Annotated in this window: 17 protein-coding genes and 2 tRNA genes; 13 read left to right on the plus strand and 6 right to left on the minus strand. The window is 70.2% G+C overall.

Annotation, left to right across the window (positions count from 1 at the left end; all coding sequences use genetic code 11):
- Positions 1 to 15 precede the first annotated feature (15 nt).
- The 5 genes from gyrA to P5P86_RS01765 all read left to right on the plus strand — a co-directional run bounded on the left by gyrA (position 16) and on the right by P5P86_RS01765 (position 3,679).
- Positions 16 to 2,667, plus strand: coding sequence for a DNA gyrase subunit A (gyrA, locus tag P5P86_RS01745; RefSeq protein ID WP_280609546.1), 2,652 nt, complete (start codon positions 16 to 18; stop codon positions 2,665 to 2,667).
- Positions 2,667 to 3,245, plus strand: a complete 579-nt coding sequence (locus P5P86_RS01750; protein ID WP_280609547.1) for a DUF3566 domain-containing protein — start codon at positions 2,667 to 2,669, stop codon at positions 3,243 to 3,245. Before gyrA ends, P5P86_RS01750 begins: the two co-directional genes overlap by 1 nt.
- A gap of 88 nt (positions 3,246 to 3,333) precedes the next feature.
- Positions 3,334 to 3,407, plus strand: a tRNA-Ile gene (locus P5P86_RS01755).
- A 53-nt stretch (positions 3,408 to 3,460) separates the two neighbouring features.
- Positions 3,461 to 3,586: a DLW-39 family protein gene (locus tag P5P86_RS01760; protein ID WP_280609548.1), complete on the plus strand. Its 126-nt coding sequence runs from the start codon at positions 3,461 to 3,463 to the stop codon at positions 3,584 to 3,586.
- Between the two features lie 17 nt (positions 3,587 to 3,603).
- Positions 3,604 to 3,679, plus strand: a tRNA-Ala gene (locus P5P86_RS01765).
- A 93-nt stretch (positions 3,680 to 3,772) separates the two neighbouring features.
- Here the strand turns inward: P5P86_RS01765 and P5P86_RS01770 are convergent.
- The 3 genes from P5P86_RS01770 to P5P86_RS01780 form a co-directional block, all read right to left on the minus strand.
- Positions 3,773 to 3,988, minus strand: coding sequence for a hypothetical protein (locus P5P86_RS01770; protein ID WP_280609549.1), 216 nt, complete (start codon positions 3,986 to 3,988; stop codon positions 3,773 to 3,775).
- Between the two features lie 71 nt (positions 3,989 to 4,059).
- A complete protein-coding gene (locus tag P5P86_RS01775) occupies positions 4,060 to 5,310 on the minus strand; it encodes an ABC transporter permease (RefSeq protein ID WP_280609550.1) in 1,251 nt (416 codons plus the stop codon).
- Positions 5,311 to 5,559: 249 nt separating this feature from the next.
- Positions 5,560 to 6,600, minus strand: a complete 1,041-nt coding sequence (locus tag P5P86_RS01780) for an NAD(P)-dependent alcohol dehydrogenase (protein WP_280609552.1) — start codon at positions 6,598 to 6,600, stop codon at positions 5,560 to 5,562.
- A gap of 319 nt (positions 6,601 to 6,919) precedes the next feature.
- Here P5P86_RS01780 and P5P86_RS01785 point away from each other — a divergent pair, with 319 nt between their 5' ends.
- Positions 6,920 to 11,338: a family 78 glycoside hydrolase catalytic domain gene (locus tag P5P86_RS01785; RefSeq protein ID WP_280609553.1), complete on the plus strand. Its 4,419-nt coding sequence runs from the start codon at positions 6,920 to 6,922 to the stop codon at positions 11,336 to 11,338.
- 68 nt (positions 11,339 to 11,406) lie between these two features.
- Here P5P86_RS01785 and P5P86_RS01790 read toward each other — a convergent pair whose 3' ends face one another.
- Both P5P86_RS01790 and P5P86_RS01795 read right to left on the minus strand, forming a co-directional pair.
- A complete protein-coding gene (locus tag P5P86_RS01790; RefSeq protein ID WP_280609554.1) occupies positions 11,407 to 12,051 on the minus strand; it encodes an alpha/beta hydrolase in 645 nt (214 codons plus the stop codon).
- 126 nt (positions 12,052 to 12,177) lie between these two features.
- Complete coding sequence (locus tag P5P86_RS01795) at positions 12,178 to 13,251, minus strand: S1C family serine protease (RefSeq protein WP_280609555.1); 1,074 nt, start codon at positions 13,249 to 13,251, stop codon at positions 12,178 to 12,180.
- 153 nt (positions 13,252 to 13,404) lie between these two features.
- Between P5P86_RS01795 and P5P86_RS01800 the strand changes: the two genes are divergently transcribed.
- From P5P86_RS01800 to P5P86_RS01825, 6 genes are all read left to right on the plus strand, one after another.
- Positions 13,405 to 15,540, plus strand: coding sequence for a phosphoinositide-specific phospholipase C-related protein (locus P5P86_RS01800; protein ID WP_512699390.1), 2,136 nt, complete (start codon positions 13,405 to 13,407; stop codon positions 15,538 to 15,540).
- A gap of 34 nt (positions 15,541 to 15,574) precedes the next feature.
- Complete coding sequence (locus P5P86_RS01805; RefSeq protein WP_280609557.1) at positions 15,575 to 16,444, plus strand: hypothetical protein; 870 nt, start codon at positions 15,575 to 15,577, stop codon at positions 16,442 to 16,444.
- 33 nt (positions 16,445 to 16,477) lie between these two features.
- On the plus strand, positions 16,478 to 17,293 hold the full coding sequence (locus P5P86_RS01810) for an SURF1 family protein (protein WP_280609558.1): 816 nt from the start codon (positions 16,478 to 16,480) through the stop codon (positions 17,291 to 17,293).
- Entirely contained in the window at positions 17,290 to 17,649 is a 360-nt protein-coding gene (locus P5P86_RS01815) for a DUF3817 domain-containing protein (protein ID WP_280609559.1), read from the plus strand. Before P5P86_RS01810 ends, P5P86_RS01815 begins: the two co-directional genes overlap by 4 nt.
- 92 nt (positions 17,650 to 17,741) lie before the next feature.
- Positions 17,742 to 18,251: a peptidylprolyl isomerase gene (locus tag P5P86_RS01820; RefSeq protein ID WP_280609560.1), complete on the plus strand. Its 510-nt coding sequence runs from the start codon at positions 17,742 to 17,744 to the stop codon at positions 18,249 to 18,251.
- Positions 18,244 to 19,164 carry a rhomboid family intramembrane serine protease gene (locus P5P86_RS01825; protein WP_280609561.1) on the plus strand — a complete coding sequence of 307 codons (921 nt, stop codon included), beginning with the start codon at positions 18,244 to 18,246 and terminating at the stop codon, positions 19,162 to 19,164. Before P5P86_RS01820 ends, P5P86_RS01825 begins: the two co-directional genes overlap by 8 nt.
- Before the next feature lie 199 nt (positions 19,165 to 19,363).
- Here the strand turns inward: P5P86_RS01825 and P5P86_RS01830 are convergent, their stop codons facing one another.
- Positions 19,364 to 19,816, minus strand: a complete 453-nt coding sequence (locus P5P86_RS01830; RefSeq protein WP_280609562.1) for a cell division protein CrgA — start codon at positions 19,814 to 19,816, stop codon at positions 19,364 to 19,366.
- An 83-nt stretch (positions 19,817 to 19,899) separates the two neighbouring features.
- Between P5P86_RS01830 and P5P86_RS01835 the strand changes: the two genes are divergently transcribed.
- Positions 19,900 to 20,673 (plus strand): DUF881 domain-containing protein, encoded by a 774-nt coding sequence (locus P5P86_RS01835; RefSeq protein WP_280609563.1) that lies wholly within the window; start codon positions 19,900 to 19,902, stop codon positions 20,671 to 20,673.
- Positions 20,674 to 20,712 lie beyond the last annotated feature (39 nt).

Here is a 20,712-nt window from a genome sequence, read left to right on the forward strand (position 1 = left end):
TAGAGAGACACACAGATGACTGAGACACCGATTCCTCCTGCTGGAGGCCGCGTCCAGCCGATCGAGCTGCAGGCCTCCATGCAGCAGTCCTACATCGACTACGCGATGGCGGTCATCGTCGGGCGAGCGCTGCCCGACGTACGCGACGGCCTCAAGCCGGTCCACCGGCGCGTGCTCTACGCGATGTACGACGGCGGCTACCGGCCCGACCGCGGCTTCAACAAGTGTGCCCGCGTCGTCGGCGACGTGATGGGTAACTACCACCCGCACGGTGACTCGGCGATCTACGACACCCTCGTGCGGCTCGCCCAGCCCTGGGTGATGCGCAACCCGCTGGTCAACGGCCAGGGCAACTTCGGCTCACCGGGCAACGACCCGGCGGCCGCCATGCGTTACACCGAGTGCCGGATGGCGCCGTTGGCCATGGAGATGGTGCGCGACATCGACGAAGGCACCGTCGACATGACGCCCAACTACGACGGCAAGACCAACGAGCCGACGATCCTGCCCGCGCGCTTCCCGAACCTGCTGGTCAACGGCTCGGCCGGCATCGCCGTCGGCATGGCGACCAACATCCCGCCGCACAACCTGCGCGAGGTCGCCGAGGGCGCGAAGTGGGCGCTGCGCAATCCCGAGGCCACCCGCGAGGAGCTGCAGGACGCGCTGGTCGAGCGGATCAAGGGCCCCGACTTCCCCAACGGTGCGCTGATCGTCGGTCGCTCCGGTATCGAGCAGGCCTACCGGACCGGTCGCGGCTCGATCACCCAGCGTGCGGTCATCGAGGTCGACGAGGACAAGTCCGGTCGGACCATGCTGGTCATCACCGAGCTGCCCTACATGGTCAACCCGGACAACCTGATCGTGAAGATCGCCGAGCTCGCCGACGGCGGCCGCGTGCAGGGCATCGCCGAGGTGCGCAACGAGACCTCCTCCCGCGTCGGCCAGCGGATCGTGGTCGTGCTCAAGCGCGATGCCGTCGCGCGCGTGGTGCTGAACAACCTGCTCAAGCACACCGAGCTGCAGACCAACTTCAGCGCCAACATGCTGGCGCTGGTCGACGCCGTACCGCGGACGCTGACCATCGACCAGTTCATCAGCAACTGGGTCGCACACCAGATCGACGTCATCCGCCGGCGCACGGAGTTCCGGCTGCGCAAGGCCGAGGAGCGGGCCCACATCTTCCGCGGCCTGGTCAAGGCGCTCGACGCGCTCGACGAGGTCATCGCGCTGATCCGGCGCTCGCCCGAGGTCGACGACGCCCGGCAGGGCCTGATCGCGCTGCTGGAGATCGACGAGCTCCAGGCCAACGCGATCCTCGACATGCAGCTGCGCCGGCTGGCCGCCCTCGAGCGGCAGAAGATCGTGGACCAGCTGGCCGAGCTCGAGCTGGAGATCGCGGACTACCTCGACATCCTCGCCAAGCCGGAGCGGCAGCGGGCGATCGTCATCGAGGAGCTCGAGGAGATCGTCGAGAAGTACGGCGACGAGCGCCGCAGCCAGATCATCGCCGCCGACGGTGACCTGTCCATGGAGGACCTCATCCCTGACGAGGACCTGGTGGTCTCCATCACCCGCGGCGGCTACGCCAAGCGCACCCGCGCCGACCAGTACCGCACCCAGAAGCGCGGCGGCAAGGGCGTGCGCGGTGCGTCGCTGCGCGGCGACGACGTGGTCGAGCACTTCATCTCGACCACCAACCATCACTGGCTGCTGTTCTTCACCACCGCGGGCCGGGTCTACCGGACCAAGGCCTACAACCTGCCGGAGGCCTCGCGCGACGCCAAGGGCGGTCACGTCGCGGGCCTGCTCAGCTTCCAGCCGGACGAGAACATCGCCCAGGTGCTGGCGATCCGCGACTACGACCAGGCGCCGTACCTCGTCCTGGCGACGCGCGCCGGGCTGGTCAAGAAGACCCGCCTGGCCGACTACAACAGCCCCCGGCAGGCCGGCGTCATCGCCATCAACTTCCGCGAGGAGGACGACGAGCTGATCGGCGCCGAGCTGGTGCACGACGAGGACCACATCCTGCTGGTCTCGCGCAAGGGCCAGGCGATCCGCTTCCCGGCAGCCAACGACCAGCTGCGGCCGATGGGGCGCGCCACCTCCGGCGTGACGGGGATGAAGTTCCGTCCCGGCGACGACCTGCTCTCGATGTCGGTGATCCGGGCGGCCGACGCGGCCCACGAGGAGTCCGACGAGGACGTCCAGTACGTCTTCACCATCACCGACGGCGGCTTCGCCAAGCGCACCCGGATCTCCGAGTACCGGCTGCAGTCGCGTGGCGGTCTGGGCATCAAGGCGATGGCACTGGCCAACGAGGACCGGGGCAGCCTGGTCGGCGCGTTCATCGTCAAGGACGGCGACGAGGTGCTCTCCATCACCACTACCGGTCAGGTCGTTCGCAGCCCCATCAACGCAGACTTCCGACCGACCGGCCGCTCGACCCAGGGCGTGAAGTTCGTGTCGCCGAAGAAGGGCGACGCGGTGGCTGTGGTGGCCCGTTCGGTCGAGGCTCGCGAGGATGAGGAGGAGCTCGACGCCGAGGCCGAGGTTCCGGTCGAGGTTGCCGAGGATGCAACAATCGAGCCCAATGCCGAGTCGGGCGAGCCGACCGGAAGCACTGACAGCAGCACGGACGACGGCACAGACGAGGGAGCTGACGGCTGATGACGGAACGCCCCGCCCAGCGGACCACCGGGGGTCCCGGCGCGGACAGGGGTCGTGAGGACACCGCCGTACGCCCCCTGACCAAGCGCGTCCAGGACAAGCTGGCCGCCGCTGCCGACGAGGCTCGTCGCAACGCCGCCGCGCCGGCCGGCACGACGGCCGCCTCCGGCTCGACCGCGTCCGCCGCGGCGTCCGCGCCGAGCCGAGGACCGCGCCGGGCTCGGCTCCGCCTCACCCGGTTGGACCCGTGGTCGGTGATGAAGACGGCGTTCCTGCTCTCCGTGGCTCTCGGCATCGTGATGGTCGTCGCCGTGGCGATCGTGTGGGGTGTCCTCAGCGCAGCGGGCGTCTGGGACTCGGTCAACCGCACCGTGCAGGACATCGTCGGCAACGACTCGACGTCGTCGTTCAACATCAAGGACTACGTCGGCACCTCGCGGGTGCTCGGCTTCACCATGGTGATCGCCGTCATCGACGTGGTGCTGCTGACGGCGGTGGCGACGCTGGGCGCCTTCCTCTACAACATGGCGGCAGCGCTCATCGGCGGCATCGAGGTCACGCTCGCCGAGGAGAACTGAGGCGACGATTTCCTCGTTCGCCGGGCGCTCGGGTAGTGTTTCGCCTCGGTTCGACCGATGGGGCTTCCACCCTGAGGTCGTTCCACCCGGGCCTATAGCTCAGACGGTTAGAGCACCACACTGATAATGTGGGGGTCGGAGGTTCAAGTCCTCCTAGGCCCACGGAACAGCCCCGGCCGCGACAGCGGACCGGGGTTTTTCGTAAGGAGAAGCGCGTGAAGAAGATCATCCTGATCGCCCTCGCGGCGGCCGGCGCCGTCGTCGCCAAGAAGAAGCTCGACCAGAGTCGGGCCGAGCAGGCGGCATGGGCCTCGGTCACCGACCCGGTGTCGAAGTCCTGATCCGCTGATCCACCCTCGGGGCGTTGGCGCAATTGGTAGCGCACCTGCTTTGCAAGCAGGGGGTTGTCGGTTCGAGTCCGATACGCTCCACCAGAGAAACCCCAGCTCAGCCTGGGGTTTTCTCCTTTCAGGACGCCTGCGACTCGCCGTCCTGATCTCTGTGGGGGACCAGTGGGGGAAGGGTGACTACTTTCTCGCGCTTGAGGCGGCCCAACTGTGGGAGCGGAACGTCTTCAGCCGCTCGAGAGCATCCTTCGCTGCGAGCTTGTCGACTCGCTCTCCGGACAGGTTCTGCAGCCACGCGAGCAGGCGCCGGCCACCGACGAATTCGATGCCGTCGACCTTGAAGTCATCCGGCACCTTGTGTTGCGCAGGACCCCAGATGACGACGACCGGCTTCACTTCGGCGGTGTGTGCCTTCGCGCGATGACCAGCTCTGGGATGCGCGGCCGCTGCTGGCCCGGCAGCGCGGGTCAGCCGACCGCGCTACCGCCGCTGGCGGCACTCGCGCTGCTCTGGTCGGCGTCGGCCTCGTCGAGGACGGCCTCGGCCTCGACAGCGGAGCCGGAGGCGGCACCTGCATCGGAATCGGACGTCGTCGCCGGGGCGGCCGCCCGCTGGGCGGCGGCCATCAGCTGCGCCTGGGCGTGGCCCATCATGCCGCCGGCGGGGAGTCCGAGGAGGGTGCGGCGGTGGTGGCGCCAGCGCACGTAGCGGGGGCCCGGAATCGCGAGCACCAGCCCGATGGCGGCGTACGCGGCCAGGCGCCAGACACCGATGTGCGCTCCGGGGCCGGCGCCGTACCAGATGTCCTTGATGAGCGGCACCGTGCCGCCGCTCACCACGACATGGTTGAGCCACCGGAACGGCTCGGGCACCATGTCGACCGGCATCGCCCCGCCCGAGGCGGGGATGTTGAGGAACACGAAGATGACCAGGGCCCCGCCGGTGACGAAGCGGCCGAGGTAGTAGGCGATGCCGTTGACGGCGAGTCCCACGGCGAGAACCGTGCAGAAGAGCAGTGCCCACAGCGAGAGGAAGTGTCCCACGAGTGCGCCGAGCACCGGCCCGACGAGGACACTGGCGACGAGCGAGAGCACGACGGCCGATCCGCCCAGGATCGCGAACCGGTCGCGGCGCCGGAGCGGATTGCCCATCATGCCGCAGAACATGCCGACCATGTAGCCGCCGATCGTGCCGACCAAGGAGACGTAGAGCGCTACCGTCCCGGTCGCGTCACTATGCGGCAGCGGCGCGATGTCCTTGATCTGCAGGGTGTTCCCGGCGGCCGCGGAGATCCCGCGGAAGGTCGCCTCGACCGTCGAGACGTTCGCAGACCCTGCCGCTGCGGTGCCGATGACCAGTGTCGGGCCGCCCTGGGTGGTCGGGTCGAAGATGGCGACCAGCTCCCCCTTGCGCACCGCCTGGGTATCGGCGGCGCGCATCTCGCGTACGTCGAACCCGCCTGGTGCCGCCTTGGCCAGAGCTGAGTCGACCTGCGTGGCCGTCTGCTCGCCGACCACGCCCACCTTCATCTCGTGCGGACTGATCGAGTGGAAGGCCCCGACGTAGCACAGGCAGAAGAGGATCACGAAGACCAAGGGCAACCACAGCTGCAGTCCGATCATCTGGGTCGCCGGGTGGAACTTCTCGTAGCGTCGTTTGAACGCCTGCATGCGGTTGAACCATGGCACCGTGCGAACGGGGGGCTGCTGATCGGTCATGCGTCGACCCTTCGGTGGTTGAGGGGGAAGCGAGGGCCCGGACGGCCGCGCTGGTCACGACGGACCTTCACCCTCGACGGTGCCGGTCATGGCGCCCCAGGGGCCAGTGTACACCTTAAACGGGGAATGGTTCCCCGTTTAAGGTGTACGCACTCCACCGGATCGTCACGGGAGGAGTGCGGCGCGGCGCCTGTCCACCACGAGCGCCCGTCCACGAGGCCTCGTTCCACGCCGCGGTGCGGCGGCTGGTCAGGGAGCGACGACAGCGCGGCCGGTCAGCTCGCCCGCGATGAGCCGCCGGTAGGCCTCGGGCGCCTCGTCGAGGGAGAAGCGCTCGATCTCGGGAGTGATCTTGCCGGCGCGGTAGAGGTCCACGACCTCGTAGAGCTCCTCGACCGTGCCCCAGTAGGTGCTCGTCAGCTCCACCTCGTACGGGAGGCCGTAGAAGTTCCACGGGTAGGTCCCGTTCCCGATGCCGACCACCGTGATCCGGCCGCGCAGGGCGACGACCTTGGCCGCGAACTCGATGGTCGGGCCGACCCCGACCAGGTCGAAGACCGCATCGACGCCGCGCCCGCCGGTGATGGCGCGGATCTGATCGGCCTGCTCGGGACCGCTGCCGACGGTGGTCGCACCCTTGGCCGCTGCCCGCTCCATCGCGGCGGGATTGGCGTCGGTGGCGATGACTGTCGCACCGGTGAGCGCGGTCAGGATCTGCACGGCCACCTGTCCCAGGCCGCCCAGGCCGATCACCAGGGCGTACTTCCCGCCGCCGGCGAGGGCCGGCAACGACTTCTTGATGGCGTGGTACGGCGTCAAGCCGGCGTCGGCGAGCGGCGCGGCCGCCACGGGATCGGCGTCGCCGAGTGGGACAAGGTTGCGGGCCGGTACCACCACGAACTCGGCCATCCCTCCGTCGCGGCCCAGCCCGACGGCCAGATACGGCATGGTCGAAGCGTTCTCGCAGTACGTGTCCTGCCCGCGGGAGCAGGCGCGACAGTGCCCGCAGCCGCTCGGTCCGTAGACGAGGTGGGCGGTGCCCGGCTCGAGCCCGGTGACCCCGGGCCCGACCTCCTCGATCCAGCCGGCGACCTCGTGGCCGAGGGTGAACGTGGGACGCAGCTGCGCGGGTCCGAACTCCTCGTCGAACTCGGTGAAGATCGAGACGTCGGAGTGGCAGGCGCCGGAACCGGCGACCTTGAGCAGCACTTCACCCGGGCCGGGCGTCGGTCGGTCGACCTCGACGAGGGCTGGGGCGGACTTGTAGGACTGGAATCGGAGAGCCTTCATACTATCCGAAACAACCGACACCTGTCGTTTAGTCCCGGAGTGCTGGGTCGGCCGGGTGGCACGTGTCAGGCACGGGAGCGGTCCGCGCAGCAGGTTGAAAAGATTGAAAAGGTGGTTTTGTCTCACTCTATGGACGTTCAAGGTGAAGGTAAAAGGTAGACCTGACGTCACATGTATCCCGGGATGACCTGCGGAGATTCGCACGGAGGGGGCTGGAGAACCCTGGAGGAGCCGGTCCGCTGCCCTTGCCAGCGATGTGACGGTGCTCATACCGTGACGCGCGCCACTCAGTGAATCGTTTCACCTCCAGGGAGACACCTTGTTCACCTTCCCGTCCCCGGGACCGGCTGCGTTGCGGCGGTGCCGCACAGCGGCCGTCGTCCTGACAGCAGCGGGTCTGGCCCTCGCGGGCACCACCGCTTCCGCGGCCCAGCCCGTCCACGCCGCGGCGACCACGCCGGCGGCCGTGACGGTCCACGGGCTGCGCATCGACGACCGCACCGACCAGCCGCTCGGTGTCGACGACACCAGCCCGACCCTCAGCTGGCAGCTCGACGGCAGCGGCGCCGTCGCGACGCAGACGGCGTACGAGGTCCGTGCCGTCGACGAGACCCAGAAGCTGCTGTGGGACTCCGGCGAGGTCGCCAGCGCCCAGCAGAAGGCGACGTACGCGGGCACAGCGTTGACCTCGCGCGAGGACGTCTCCTGGCAGGTGCGGGTGTGGGACGGCAACGGCGTCCCCTCCGCCTGGAGCGCACCCTCCGCGTTCGAGATGGGCCTGCTGCAGCAGTCGGACTGGGGTGACGCGCAGTGGATCCAGTCCCCGCCGCCGCCGCTCAACCGAGGCGTCTCGATCGATGTCGGCGCGCAGAGCGCGCAGTACGTCCGCATCGATGTCACCAAGCTCGGGCTGCCCATCAACGAGTCGTCCTACGGCCTCGTCTCGCGCGTGATGCTCTCCGAGATCCAGGTGCTCGACGCCACCGGGACCAACGTCGCCCTCGGCGGAAGCGTGTCCGTCTACGACCAGTACGCCTGCCCCGGATGCGGTACCAAGCTCCTGACCGACGGCAAGATCATCAGCCCCGGCTACGCGAGCCGGCAGTCGAGCACCCAGGACCTCACCCAGGCCAAGTGGATCCAGATCAACCTCGGAGCGGTGAAGAGCTTCGACCAGGTCGTCCTCTACCCGCGCACCGACGCCCGTCTCGCGGACGGTCAGATCCCCGACTTCCCGGTGAACTTCACCATCGCGGCCTCGACCACCTCGAACACCGGGTCGACCCCGGCCGCCGGCACGGTGATCAAGACGATCACCGACGAGCCGAACCCGCCGGGTCCGGACATCGACAACCCGCTGCCGATCTTCGCCAAGCCCTTCACGACCAGCAAGCAGGTCGCCGACGCGCGGCTCTACATCGCCGGTGCCGGCCAGTACGACGCGACCATCAACGGCAAGCCGGTCACCGACACGGTCCTCAACCCCGGGGTGACCAACCCGCTGCGCTCGGAGCAGTACGGCACCTACGACGTCACCAAGCTCGTCCAGGGGGGTGAGAACACCATCGGCGTCGCGCTGGGCAATGGCCAGACCGACGTCTACCCGCAGACCAACGCGGCCGCCGGGCGCAACGACGTCTACACGAAGTTCAACTCGACACCGATCCCGAACGGAACCCTGACCGCTGCGGTCGCAGCGGGCGACACCACGGTGTCGCTCTCAGGCGTCGGCGGCTACTCGGTGGGCGACACCGTGAACGTCGACACCGGTGACGGCGGCACCCGGCTGGAGTCGCGCAAGGTCAGCGCCGTGAACACGACCACCAACACCCTGACGGTCGCGACGGCGTTCGGCCAGGGCCACGCCTCCGGCGCGACCGTCCTCGGATCGGGCTCCCCGACGGTCGGTGAGATGACCGTCTCGCCGCGCCTGATCGCCCGGTTGGAGCTGACCTACAGCGACGGCACGACCAGCACCGTCGCGACCGACCCCACCTGGCAGGTCAAGGACGGCCCGACGATCACCGACAACTGGTACGCCGGCGAGGACTACGACGCCCGTGCCGTCCAAGCCGGCTGGAACGAGCCGGGCGCCGACCTCTCGGCCGCCCAGGGCTGGGGCGACTCCTCGATCACCTCACCGCCGTCGCTGGACACCAAGCTGGTCTGGCGTGAGGCGCCGCCGGTGCGGGTGCAGAAGACCTTCACCCCTGTCTCGATCAAGAAGGTCGCGGACGGCGACTGGTCCTTCGACCTCGGTCAGAACTTCGCCGGCATGCCCCAGCTGCACCTGCCCGCCGGGAACGACATCCCGGCCGGCACGGTGATCCGACTGACGCCGGGTGAGACGGCCAGCGGCAACGGTGCCGTCAGCACCGCCTCGGCGGGCTCGGCGACGGGCATCCTCGACACCTACACCACCTCGGGCGACCCGAAGGGGGAGACCTGGTCGCCGACCTTCATGTACCACGGTTTCCAGTACGTCGAGGTCAGCGGCCTACCGGCCGACTTCGTCCCCGACGACACCACCCTCGTCGGCCTGCAGACCAACGCCGACGTGCCCTCGGGCGGCAACGTGACGACCAGCGACACGCTGATCAACACGATCCACTCGATGTCGGAGTACTCGATCCGCTCCAACATGCAGTCGATCTTCACCGACTGCCCCACCCGCGAGAAGCTCGGCTGGCTGGCCGACATGATCCAGTCGATGGGGGCGATCCACTCCGACTTCGACGTCTCGGCGTTCTTGCGCACCACCGAGCAGAACATGCTCGAGTCGCAGCAGCCGAGTGGCCTCGTCCCGGGGACGGCGCCGGAGTTCCCGAACTTCGGTGGCGGCTACCGCGACGACGTCAACTGGGGCGGTGCGTTCATCCTGACGCCCTACGAGCTGTGGAAGACCTACGGCGACACCGACACGATGGCGAGGTTCTACGCCCCGATGCAGGCCTACCTCGCCTACATCCGAGCGCAGATCGACCCGACCACGGGTCTGCTCGTCAGCGGCTTGGGCGACTGGATCGCCGGTGACACCACCACGCCGAAGACGGCCACCGGCACCTACGGCCTGTACATGCTCGCCACCGACCTCGCCGCGATGGCGACCCAGCTGGGCCACACCGCCGATGCGGCCGACTACACCGCTCTCGCGTCAAGTCTGGGAACGGCCTTCAACAAGGCTTTCTACGACGCGGCGTCGAAGTCCTTCACGACCGACGGAACCGACAGCACCACAGGCTCGCAGACGTTGGACGCGCTGCCCCTGGCGATGGGCATCGTCCCGGCGGCCGACAAGGATGCGGTCCTCGACGACCTCGAGAAGCGGATCTACGCCTACCACCCCGACACCGACGGCGACGGGTCCAGCTCCGGCCCGCACATGTCCGGTGGCGAGGTCGGCCTGCAGCCGACGTACGAGGTCCTGATGGACAACGGCCGCAGCGACGTGCTGTGGGACGTGCTCCAGGAGCCGTCGGCGCCGAGCTATCAGAACTTCGTCGCCGCGGGCCGCACCACGATCCCCGAGTCCTGGGACATGGCCGGCTCGCAGAACCACATGATCCTGCTGCAGATCGACGAGTGGTTCAACGCCGGCCTGGCCGGCATCCAGCAGGCGGCGGACTCGGCCGGGTTCGACGACGTGGTGATCAAGCCGCAGCCGGTCGGCACCCTGGACCACGTCTCCGGCGACCGCCAGACCCCGCACGGGGCAGTGACCAGCCAGTGGACCAGGAACGAGGACGGCACCCTCGACCTGGACGTCACGATTCCCGCCAACACCACCGGCGAGGTCTGGGTCCCGAACCTTGGCAAGGGGACCGGAGCGCCGGCCGGCGCCACCTTCGTCCGCGACGCCACCGAGGGCGACACCGCCTACACCGTCTACTCGGTCGGCGCTGGAAGCTACAGCTTCACCGGTGGCATCAGTGCCTTGACCTCGACGGTGGCTCCGCAGATCACCGGCGTGGCCAAGGTCGGCCAGAAGCTCACCGCCGACGCCGGCAGCTGGAACCACCAGCCGAGCGACCTGACCTACCAGTGGCTGCGTGACGGCGACCCGATCCCGGGGGCGACCGACGCGACCTACCAGGTGGTGGCGGCCGACCGGGGGGCCGAGCTCTCGGTCAAGGTGACGGCCTCGGCGCACGGGCTCAGCGACGCCTCGGCGACCAGTGGGTCGATCACGATCGGCGCGGGCACCCTGCTGCCGACGGCACTGCCGACGATCAGCGGTACGGCGAAGGTCGGGTCGCGGTTGACCGCCACCGCGGGTGCCTGGCCGGCCGGCACCGCGGTCAGCTACCAGTGGACCCGCGACGGCAGGCCCGTCGCCGGTGCCACGGGTGCGCGCTACACGCTGACCGCGGCGGACGCCACCGCCGCCGTCTCGGTGAGGGTCACCGCGACGCGGGACGGCTACACCACGGCCACGGCCGAGAGCCACGCAGTCCTCGTCGCGCCGGGTACCTTCGCCAACACGCATCGACCCAAGGTGAAGGGCGCAGCGAAGGTCGGGCACAGGCTGAAGGCCAAGAAGGCAGCCTTCTCGCCGAGGCCGAGCCGGGTGACCTACCAGTGGTACCGCAACGGCAAGCCGATTCACGGCGCCACCGCAGCGACCTACAAGGCCGTCACGTCGGACGCGGGTCACCGCGTCAAGGTGGCCGTGACGGCGCACGCGGCCGGCTACGACGACCTCACGGTCAAGAGCGTCGCCGTGAAGGTCAGGCGCTGACCCCGCGCTAGGGGAGGGGTGGTGGCACCGGTGATCCCGGTGCCACCACCCCCTGCCGTTCCCGGGACCTAGTGCGGCGGTGCGGCGAGGATCTCGCGAACGCTCGCCACGGTGAAGGCGTTCCAGGCCCGGACCCTGCGCAGCAGGTAGTGCCCGACCGGCCCCATGTCGGTGAAGGTCGCATCCGAGGTCCGGCGGGCCCGCTCGACGAACGCGGCCGTTGCGGCGGGGGAGGTGATCCGGTCCATGCTGCCGTGGGCGGCACGCAGCACCTTGCCGGAGAGGTGGTCGGCACTGTCGCCGGGGCCGAGCCAGGGGGCGAGGGCGACCACCCCGCGCACCCCAGGCGCGTCGGCCACCGCGACGGCGGTCCGGGCGCCCATCGAGTGACCGGCCAGGACGATCGGGACGTCGTACTGCTCGCTCAGCCGCTCCAGCGCCCACCGCGCGTCCTGGACCGGCGCCGGCTCACCGCCGGGTGCGGCGTTCCAGCCCTTGACCCGGTAGCGCAGCAGCACCCCGCCGATCCGGTCGCGGCGCAGCCTCGGCGTGACGTCGCGCAGGAGCCACCGGGCACGCTGCCACGACAGGTTCCGGCCGTCGACCGGCTGGGTGCCGTGCACGGCACCACCGTGGAGGAGCAGGACGATCGCACGCGCGTCGCGGGGCACCCGTACGTCGGTGAACGTCGGGGCGCTGTCGAGAAGGGTCACACCAGCCATCGTGCGTGATTCGTGGTGAGGGTCCGTGCGGATGGGTGTGAGGGTCGGGATAGTCCGGGGCGGAAATCAGCCCGTATGGCCGCGGACCCCTGATCTGCGCCCCGGACTATCCCAACGCTAGGACATGGTCAGGGTGGTCGAGACCTGCTTGCCGTCGCGGAGCACCGTCACCTTCAGCCGGTCACCGACCGTGGCCTTGAGCTGCGCCTGCACGAGATCGTCGCTGCTGTGCACGGGTGAGCCGTCGACGCTGAGGATCACATCACCCGCCTCGAGACCTCCGCGCTGGGCGGCGCCGCCGGGCTCGACCTGCTCGATCATCAGCCTGGTCTCGGCGGCCGGGTCGGTCAGCGAGGACCGCACCGTCTGCACCTGGAGCCCGAGCACCGGGCGGTCGACACTGCCGTTCGCGGCGAGCTCCCGAGCGGTCGGTACGGCGAAGTCCACCGGGATCGCGAAGCCCAGACCGCTGCTGCCGCTCTCCCCGCCCGGGGATGCGCCCGCGGAGTTGATCCCGACGAGGCGACCCGAGCAGTCGGTGAGTGCTCCACCGCTGTTGCCCGGGTTGATGGCCGCATCGGTCTGCACGGCGTCGATCAGGTGGGCGGCGGCACCGGTGTCGCTGGGCACCCGCACGTAGCGGTCCGTCGCACTGACGATCCCGCTGGTCACCGTGGAGCTGAGCCCGAGCGGGGCACCGAGGGCGATCACCGGGTCGCCCACCCGCAGATCGGCGGAGGAGCCGATCGGGATGGCCGGCGCCTTCGGGGCGTCGGCCGCGGGGCGGAGAACGGCGAGGTCGGTCAGCTGGTCGGCGCCCAGGAGCGTGGCCGACGCGGTGCTGCCGTCGGCGTAGGTCAGCGTGAGCTGCGGCGCGGCGCCGGTCGTCGCGCCGCCGGGGAAGACGACATGCTCGTTGGTGACGATCACCGTGCCGGCGACACCCGACAGCCGGGTCACGACGCCGGAGCCCGTGCCGGAGCCCGTCGACGTATGCGCGCTAATGGTGACGACCGACGGCAGCGTCCGCTCGGCGACCGGGGCGACCGAGCAGGAGGCGGTCGAGGAGCTCTCGTGGGTGGCCCAGCCGCTCCACCAGCCGATCAGCGCGACCACCCCGCCGCCGACGACCCCTCCGAGGAGGGCCACCACGGCGAGGACCACCGGTCCCGACCGGGGCCGGCGAGCCACAGAGCGGCGCTGTCGGCCCGGTGCCGGTTCTTCCTCCGGCTGCGGGGATGGTGCGGGACTGCTCGTGTCGGTCATCGTCTGCCCCCTCCGAACACACCATCTTGACCCCGGCGCCGCATGTCAACAGGGGTGCATCATGGGCGGGTGCGTGCGATGCGTCGCGTCCTGGCCGTGCTCGGCACGGTGGCGCTCCTGGTGGGGCTGCTCGCGGGTGTGGCCGACCGACAGCTGCTGAACACCTCCCGGTTCGTGGATCACGCCGACGGGGTCCGCCAGGATCCCGCTGTCGCGCGCTACCTCGCCGTCGAGCTGACCGACCGGATCATCCACCAGCAGCCGGACCTGGTGGCGGTGCGGCCGCTGCTCGAGGCAGCGCTGCAGACCACCATCACGAGCCCGGCCTTCCGCCCGGTCTTCCGCGCCGCGGTGGCGCCACTGCACCAGGCGTGGACGGGATCGGCGCCCAGCACGGTGGTGCTCCAGGTCGCCGACGTGGGCGCCGTGCTGGTGGCGGTGAGTCGGACGTTCCTGCCCGATGCCGCGCAGCACGTGCCGACAGGGGTCGAGGTGAGGCTCGCACGGTTCGGCTCCGGCAGTGCCGGACGGCACGTCATCAGCGGGCTGCGGACGGTGCGGGTGCTGAGCTGGTCCTGCCCCCTGCTGAGCCTGCTCTGCTTCGGCGGCGTGGTGGCGCTCTCCCGGGGTCGTCGTCGCCGCGCTCTGGGTGGCGTCGGTGCGACGGTGGCCGGAGCCGGTGTCGCGGTCGCGCTGGCCACCGTGGTGGTGGGCCTCGTGGTCTCGCGGACCACTCCCGCCACCTTGCACGGCGCCCTCGTCGCGGCGAGCTGGCGCGAGCTCGCCGCGCCGCTGCGCAACGCCGCCCTGGTGGTCGCCGGCGCCGGCTACCTGCTCACCGTGGCGGCCCGGTGGTCGGCACCGGTCCTCGGCGTCAGGGCGTGGCGGGACTGGCTCTCCGCTCTCTCCTGGCAGGGGCTGCCCACGCGCACGCGGCTCGGTGTCGCGGTCGCCGCGACGGTGCTGGGCGTCCTGCTGGTGCTCGAGCCGAGCGCGATGCTCACCATCTCGGCGATCAGCACCGGGCTGGTGCTGGCCCTGCACGGGAGCGCCGTCCTGCTCCGGGAGGGGATCGCCGACCTCACCGGGGTCGTACGTCGACGCCGGCAGGCGGCGGACCGGACCGCGGCATCGACGGCCGACGTCGGCATCGAACAGCATGACCGCCGCATCACCGCCGGGGTCGTGGTGGCGGTGGCGTTGGCGCTCCTGGTCGTCCTGGTGGTCCGCAACAGCTCGGGGAGCGTCACCTCGGCCCTGCTCTCGGCCGACGACCCGCGTGCCTGCAACGGCTCGGTGGCCCTCTGCGACCGGCGCTACGACCAGGTGAGCTTCCCCGCGACGCACAACTCGATGGCGGCCGCCGACCAGCCGGGCTGGTTCCTCGCCGAGCAGCCCGACGGCGTCATCGACCAGCTCGACGCCGGCATCCGCGCCTTCCTCATCGACACCTGGTACGGCCAGCCCACCCAGCGCGCCGGCGTCATCGCCAACACCGAGGAGACCCACGCCACGGCGCTCGCGCAGGCGCAGCAGGAGCTCGGTGCGGACGTGGTCGCCAGCGCCCTGCGGCTGCGCAGCAGCGCCGGACTGGTCCCGCAGGGCCCGACGGCGGCGTACCTGTGCCACGCGCTCTGCGTGCTCGGCTCGACCCTGTGGGAGCCGCTGATGGTGCAGGTGCGCCAGTGGCTCCAGGAGCACCCGCGGCAGGTCGTCACGTTCATCCTGCAGGACGAGGTCTCGCCGACGACCACGGCGCAGGTCTTCGCCGACGCCGGCCTCCTGCCCTTCGTCTACACCCCGTCGCGGGCCGGCAGCTGGCCCACGCTCGAGCAGATGATCGACTCCGGTCACCGGGTGGTGGTGATGAACGAGAACCAGGGCGGCGGCACCCGGTACCCCTGGCAGCTGTCGGCATTCGAGGAGCTGCAGGACACGCCGTACGACGCCCGGCAGGTCTCGGACTTCAGCTGCCGACTCAACCGCGGCCCGGCGTCAGCCCCGCTCTTCCTGGTCAACCACTGGCTCAACCAGTCCCTGGCCCGGGTCAGCGCGTCGCGGCTGGCCAACAGCGACGCCGTCCTGGGCGCCCGGCTGACGCAGTGCCGCCAGGAGCGCGGGCTGCTGCCGAACTTCGTCGCGGTCGACAACTACGACCAGGGCGACCTCCTCGGCCAGGTGGACCGGCTCAACGGCCTCGGCGGCGGATCCTGACGTCGCCTCGCTCGTTAGGGCTGGCGTGACGCGGATGAGCAGGCGATGGGGGAGCGGGCTGGTCGCAGCGCTCGCGGTGATGGCGACGGCCTGCGGCGGCAGCAACCAGGCCGCACCGCCGGAGCCGGACCCGTCGACCAGCAGCACCCCTGCGCCGCCGTACGACGCCTCCCTGCCGCCCGCCCGAGCGGTGCTCTCCCTGGTCCCGCACGAGGCCACCACCCTGAGCCTGACCGACTTCGACGAGGTCCGCGCGCAGTACGGCGCCGAGCCCGGCGACGCCGGCTTCTGGAAGGAGGCGGTCCGGCACTCGCCGTTGCTGAGCACCGGCCTGCTGCGCCCCTACGGCGACCGGTTGCAGGGCTTCGGTCCCGACGACGTCGCCTGGGAGGCGCGCTACGCCGGTGGTGGTTCCGACGGCTGGGTGCTCGCCCTGCGACCCGGCACCGACATGGCGGCGGTGCGCCGGGCGGTCGCCGCCGGGATCGGACCGCTCGCCGGTGCCACCGTCGATGCGGCCGACCACCTGGTCACCAGCGCCCGGCTGGATCCGAGCGACCCCGGCTGGACGGATCTGGCCGACCTGGTCGGTCCGCGGGCGGAGGCGACGTACGTCGCGCGCGGCTGTCTGGCGGGTGACACCGGCGACCAGCGGCTCCAGCCGCTGAGGGCCTACGCTGTCAGCTTCGGTCAGGGGCTGGCCACGGCCTACCTCGGTGGGGGCCGCGACGACCTCTTCGCCCGGATGAGGCTGGGCGCCACGCTGCCGGCGTTCGCGGCCGACTACACCCACGGCGCCGCCGACCCGAGCAGCGGCCGGATCGGCTTCACCATGACCGATCCGGTGGACGCCGCCCAGCAGGCGCTGCGGGGCAGGCTGCCGTTCGCCGTCTGCGCCGAGTGAGCCTCGGCGCGGACAGCGACGTACCCTGGTTCGGTGCCGCACGACCCGACTCCCCGGTGGTGGAGCGCCCGCCTGTGGGGCGTCCATGCGCTGGGCACGTTCGTCGTCGTCGCCACCGTGCTGCTGGGCTGGTGGCAGTGGGACGTCTCCGAGGGCCACAAGGCCGACAAGAGCGACTCGCTCGCCCATGCCACGCCGGTCCCGCTGAGCGACATCATGGGCAACAACGACGCGTTCCCCGGCGCCGAGACCGGCCGCCCCGCGGTCCTGCAGGGCACCTGGGTGCCGTCCGGCACCGTCTACGTCAGCGGCCACCAGGGCGGCTACTGGGTGGCCACGCCGCTGGCGATCGGCACCAGCGCCACCGCCCCGGCGATGTACGTCGTGCGCGGCTGGGTCGCGGAGCCGAAGGACGCGCCGGCCGCACCCACCGGTGCTGCCAAGCTGGTCGGCTGGGTGCAACCACCCGAGGACGGCGGCCTGACGGACGACGACACCCGTGACGACGTCCTGCCCGAGCTCGCGATCTCGGACGCGATGAACCATGTCAGCCAGGACCTCTACAGCGGGTACGCCGTCGTCGCCGACCGCGAGCCCGGCTGGCCGGCCGCCGATGCGGCCACCAACGACGGCACCGCCGGCCTCCGGGCCGCCCAGGTCAACTCCATGCCCGAGGCCAGCTTCACCACCGGTCTGCGCAACCTGCTCTACGCGCTGGAGTGGTGGGTCTTCGGCCTGTTCGCTCTCTACGTGTGGTGGCGCTATGTGCGCGACGTCACCCATCCCAAGATCGCCGACGAGGGTGCCGACGAGGCCGCGCAGGAGCACGCCGTACCCTCGGGCTCGTGAGCAAGCTCTTCACCGCGTACCGGGTGCTGGCGATCACCGTCGGCGTCCTCCTCCTCCTCGGCACCCTCTCGGTGCTCCTGACCGGGTCCCTGGAGAGCGTCACGCTGTACGACGTGTCCACGGACTCGGCCGCCTACAAGGTCGGGCACCCGCTCGAGCTGATCTGGATCCTGCACGGCTGGTTCTACATGGCCTACCTGGTGGTGGCGTTCGTGCTCAGCCGTCGGCTCGGCTGGAGCCTCGGGTTCTTCCTGGTCATGCTGCTCGCCGGCCTCGTCCCGGTGATGATGTTCGTCGTCGAGCACTTCGTCTCGGCGAAGGTCAAGCGCGAGCACCCCGAGGTCGTCGCGGCCTGAGCGGGTCGGCCAGGTCGTCGGTGACCGCTCACCGCCGCCGTGGGAGGATCGGGAGCGCACACCCGACGACGTACGACCTGAAAGGGAGTCCCATGGCGGACCAGCAGGCCATCCTCCACACGAACAAGGGCGACATCCGCATCGACCTGTTCCCGAACCACGCGCCGGAGACGGTGGCGAACTTCGTCGGCCTGGCGAAGGGCGAGAAGGCCTACGACGCCGGCAACGGCAAGACCGGCCCGTTCTACGACGGCCTCACCTTCCACCGGGTCATCGACGGCTTCATGATCCAGGGCGGCGACCCGCTGGGCACCGGCACCGGCGGTCCGGGCTACACGTTCAAGGACGAGCCGCACCCCGAGCTCGTCTTCGACAAGCCCTACCTGCTCGCGATGGCGAACGCCGGCCCGGGCACGAACGGCTCGCAGTTCTTCATCACCGTCGCCCCGACGACGTGGCTCAACTTCAAGCACACGATCTTCGGCGAGGTCGCCGACGACGAGTCGCGCAAGGTGGTCGACGAGATCGGCAACGTCGAGACCGGTGCGATGGACCGCCCGGTCGACCCGATCGTCATCGAGACCGTCGAGATCGTTGGCTGAGCACCACCCCGAGGCCTCCGCGCCCGAGGTGCCGGTCTGCTACCGGCACCCCGGGCGCGAGTCTCACATCCGCTGCCAGCGCTGCGGGCGCCCGATCTGCCCGGAGTGCATGACGCCCGCATCGGTGGGCTTCCAGTGCCCGGAGTGCCTCGCCGAGGGCCGGGCGTCGGTGCGCACCCCGCGCCGGTCCTTCCGGATCGGCGGCAGTGTCGCGCCGGTCACCATGACGCTGATCGGCATCAACGTCCTGGTCTTCTTGCTGGTGCAGGTCGCCTCCGGAACCGTCCTGTACGACCTGATGATGCACGCGCGCAGCGTCTGCAGCGTCCAGGGCGGGTACATCCCGCTGGAGAACACGCCGCTCTCGGCGTGCGGATCGGTGGGCGGCACGCTGTCGCGCGGTGTCGCCGACGGCGGCTACTGGGAGCTGCTGACCAGCGTCTTCACCCACCAGCAACTGCTACACGTGGCGCTCAACATGTTCTCCCTGTGGATGATCGGACCGCTGCTGGAGACCGGCCTGGGGCGGACGCGGTACCTGATCACCTACCTCCTGTGCGGCCTGGCCGGCTCGGCGCTCGTCTACTGGGCCGCCTCTCCGATCACGCCGACGCTCGGCGCCTCGGGCGCGATCTTCGGGCTGCTCGGCGCGCTGATCGTGCTGTTCGCCCGGCGAGGGTTGCAGGTCGGTCAGCTGGTGATCGTGGCCGTGCTGAACTTCGTCCTCACCTTCAGCAACTCGGCCATCTCCTGGCAGGCGCACGTCGGCGGGTTCGTCGCCGGCCTGGTGATCGGCGCCATCTTCGCCTACACGCCCGGCGTACGGCGTCGCGGTCTGCAGTGGACCGGGATCGCGGCGGTGGCCGGCGCCGTGGTGATCGCCGTCGTCCTGCGATCGGCGCAGCTCGCCTGACCACTCGACCTGCGGAAACTGACCTCTCGGGATTCCACAGCTGTGGGTAAGTCTGTGGAGAACTACAGGCATGTAATTCTCCACAGAGTTATCCCCCGTTGGGGAGAAGTGCCCGCACGGTCACCACGGCAAACGGCAAGGCGTCGGCGTCCTGCGACGCCGGCGCCTTGCCGTGACGATGGTCGGGTGCGGTGGGTGGCTACTCCCAGCGCGTGGCGAAGGCGAAGCCGACGGCCATGAAGCCGATGCCCACCAGCAGGTTCTTCTGGCCCAGGTCGTCGAACACCCACAGCGAGTCGAGGTTGTTCGAGAAGATGTAGTAGACGCAGATCCAGACCAGTCCGAGGATGAAGCAACCCAGCATGCCCGCCACCACGCCGCGGCCGCGGCCCAGCGGGGTGTTCGGGTGAGCCGAGATGATCAGGCCCACGAAGAGCAGGCCGAAGCCGATCAGGTAGTTCCAATCGCCCAGGCGCCGGATGAAGTCGATGCCGTGCTGCTTGCCCGACAGGCCCTCCCGCGCACCGAAGTAGTAGTAGATGATCCACGCGATGCCGAGCGCGATCGCCACCAGAGCGATCAGGAATCGCACGGTGAAGACCGGCGGGCGATCCGCGATCATCGGGTCTCGCCCCAGCTTGAGCTTGGCCACGGGTCCTACTCCTGTTCGGCTGCACTGCTTCGACTGCACTGACGACTGCGTCCGTCCGGACACTGCGGCGTAGCCTAGTCGGCGTGACGCCGGGAACTCACGCAAGCCCCGAAGAGCGGCCAGCCCGACGCCGTAGGACCGCCTGGCGGGTCGGCACCCCGGCGGTGGCGCTGCTGTGCGGATCGCTCTTCGTGATCAGTGCCGTCAACAGCCACGGAACCGACCTGCGGCCCGGCCGCTACACCGACCTGGCCACCCTCGCCGGTAGCGAGCGCGACGCCTACCAGAAGCTCGAGGCCCAGGTCGCGAGCCTGCAGAAGCAGGTCACCACCCTGACCAACGCCGTCCCCGACGCCGACGTGGAGAAGGCCCAGGAGCGGGCCGGCCGGCTCAAGTCCCCCGCCGGCCTGATGCCGGTCAGCGGTACCGGCCTCACCATCACCCTGTCGGATGCTCCTCGCGACCTCATCGACAAGACCACCGGCGACCCGAACCTGATGGTCGTCCACCAGCAGGACATCCAGGCGGTCGTCAACGCGCTGTGGAGCGGCGGCGCCACGGCCGTGACCATCCAGGGCCAGCGGATCATCTCCACGACCGGCATCAAGTGCTCGGGCAGCACCGTGCAGCTGCAGGGCGTGCCCTACCCGCAGCCCTACGTCATCCGCGCCGTCGGCGACCAGGCGGCGCTGCTCGACGCGATCTCGACAAGCCACTACCTGCAGGTCTACCAGTCGCAGGCCGCTAACCCCGCGATCGGCGTCGGCTGGCGGCTGAGCGCGGACACGGTCGTGCGGGCCCCGGCGTACAGGGGTCTACTCGACCTCAGCTACGCCAAGCCGCTGTCGGACTCCTGATCCTCCGCGAGCCCCTCCCGGGTCACTGCCTCTCCCGGG

The sequence above is a fragment of the Nocardioides sp. BP30 genome (assembly GCF_029873215.1).
In the GTDB taxonomy this organism is placed as follows: Bacteria; Actinomycetota; Actinomycetes; order Propionibacteriales; family Nocardioidaceae; genus Nocardioides.

Coding starts and splice junctions, on each gene's coding strand:
- gyrA (WP_280609546.1), top strand. CDS start 16: ATGACTGAGACACCGATTCCTCCTGCTGGAGGCCGCGTCCAGCCGATC.
- P5P86_RS01750 (WP_280609547.1), top strand. CDS start 2,667: ATGACGGAACGCCCCGCCCAGCGGACCACCGGGGGTCCCGGCGCGGAC.
- P5P86_RS01775 (WP_280609550.1), bottom strand. CDS start 5,310: ATGACCGATCAGCAGCCCCCCGTTCGCACGGTGCCATGGTTCAACCGC.
- P5P86_RS01780 (WP_280609552.1), bottom strand. CDS start 6,600: ATGAAGGCTCTCCGATTCCAGTCCTACAAGTCCGCCCCAGCCCTCGTC.
- P5P86_RS01800 (WP_512699390.1), top strand. CDS start 13,405: ATGCGTCGCGTCCTGGCCGTGCTCGGCACGGTGGCGCTCCTGGTGGGG.
- P5P86_RS01805 (WP_280609557.1), top strand. CDS start 15,575: ATGAGCAGGCGATGGGGGAGCGGGCTGGTCGCAGCGCTCGCGGTGATG.
- P5P86_RS01820 (WP_280609560.1), top strand. CDS start 17,742: ATGGCGGACCAGCAGGCCATCCTCCACACGAACAAGGGCGACATCCGC.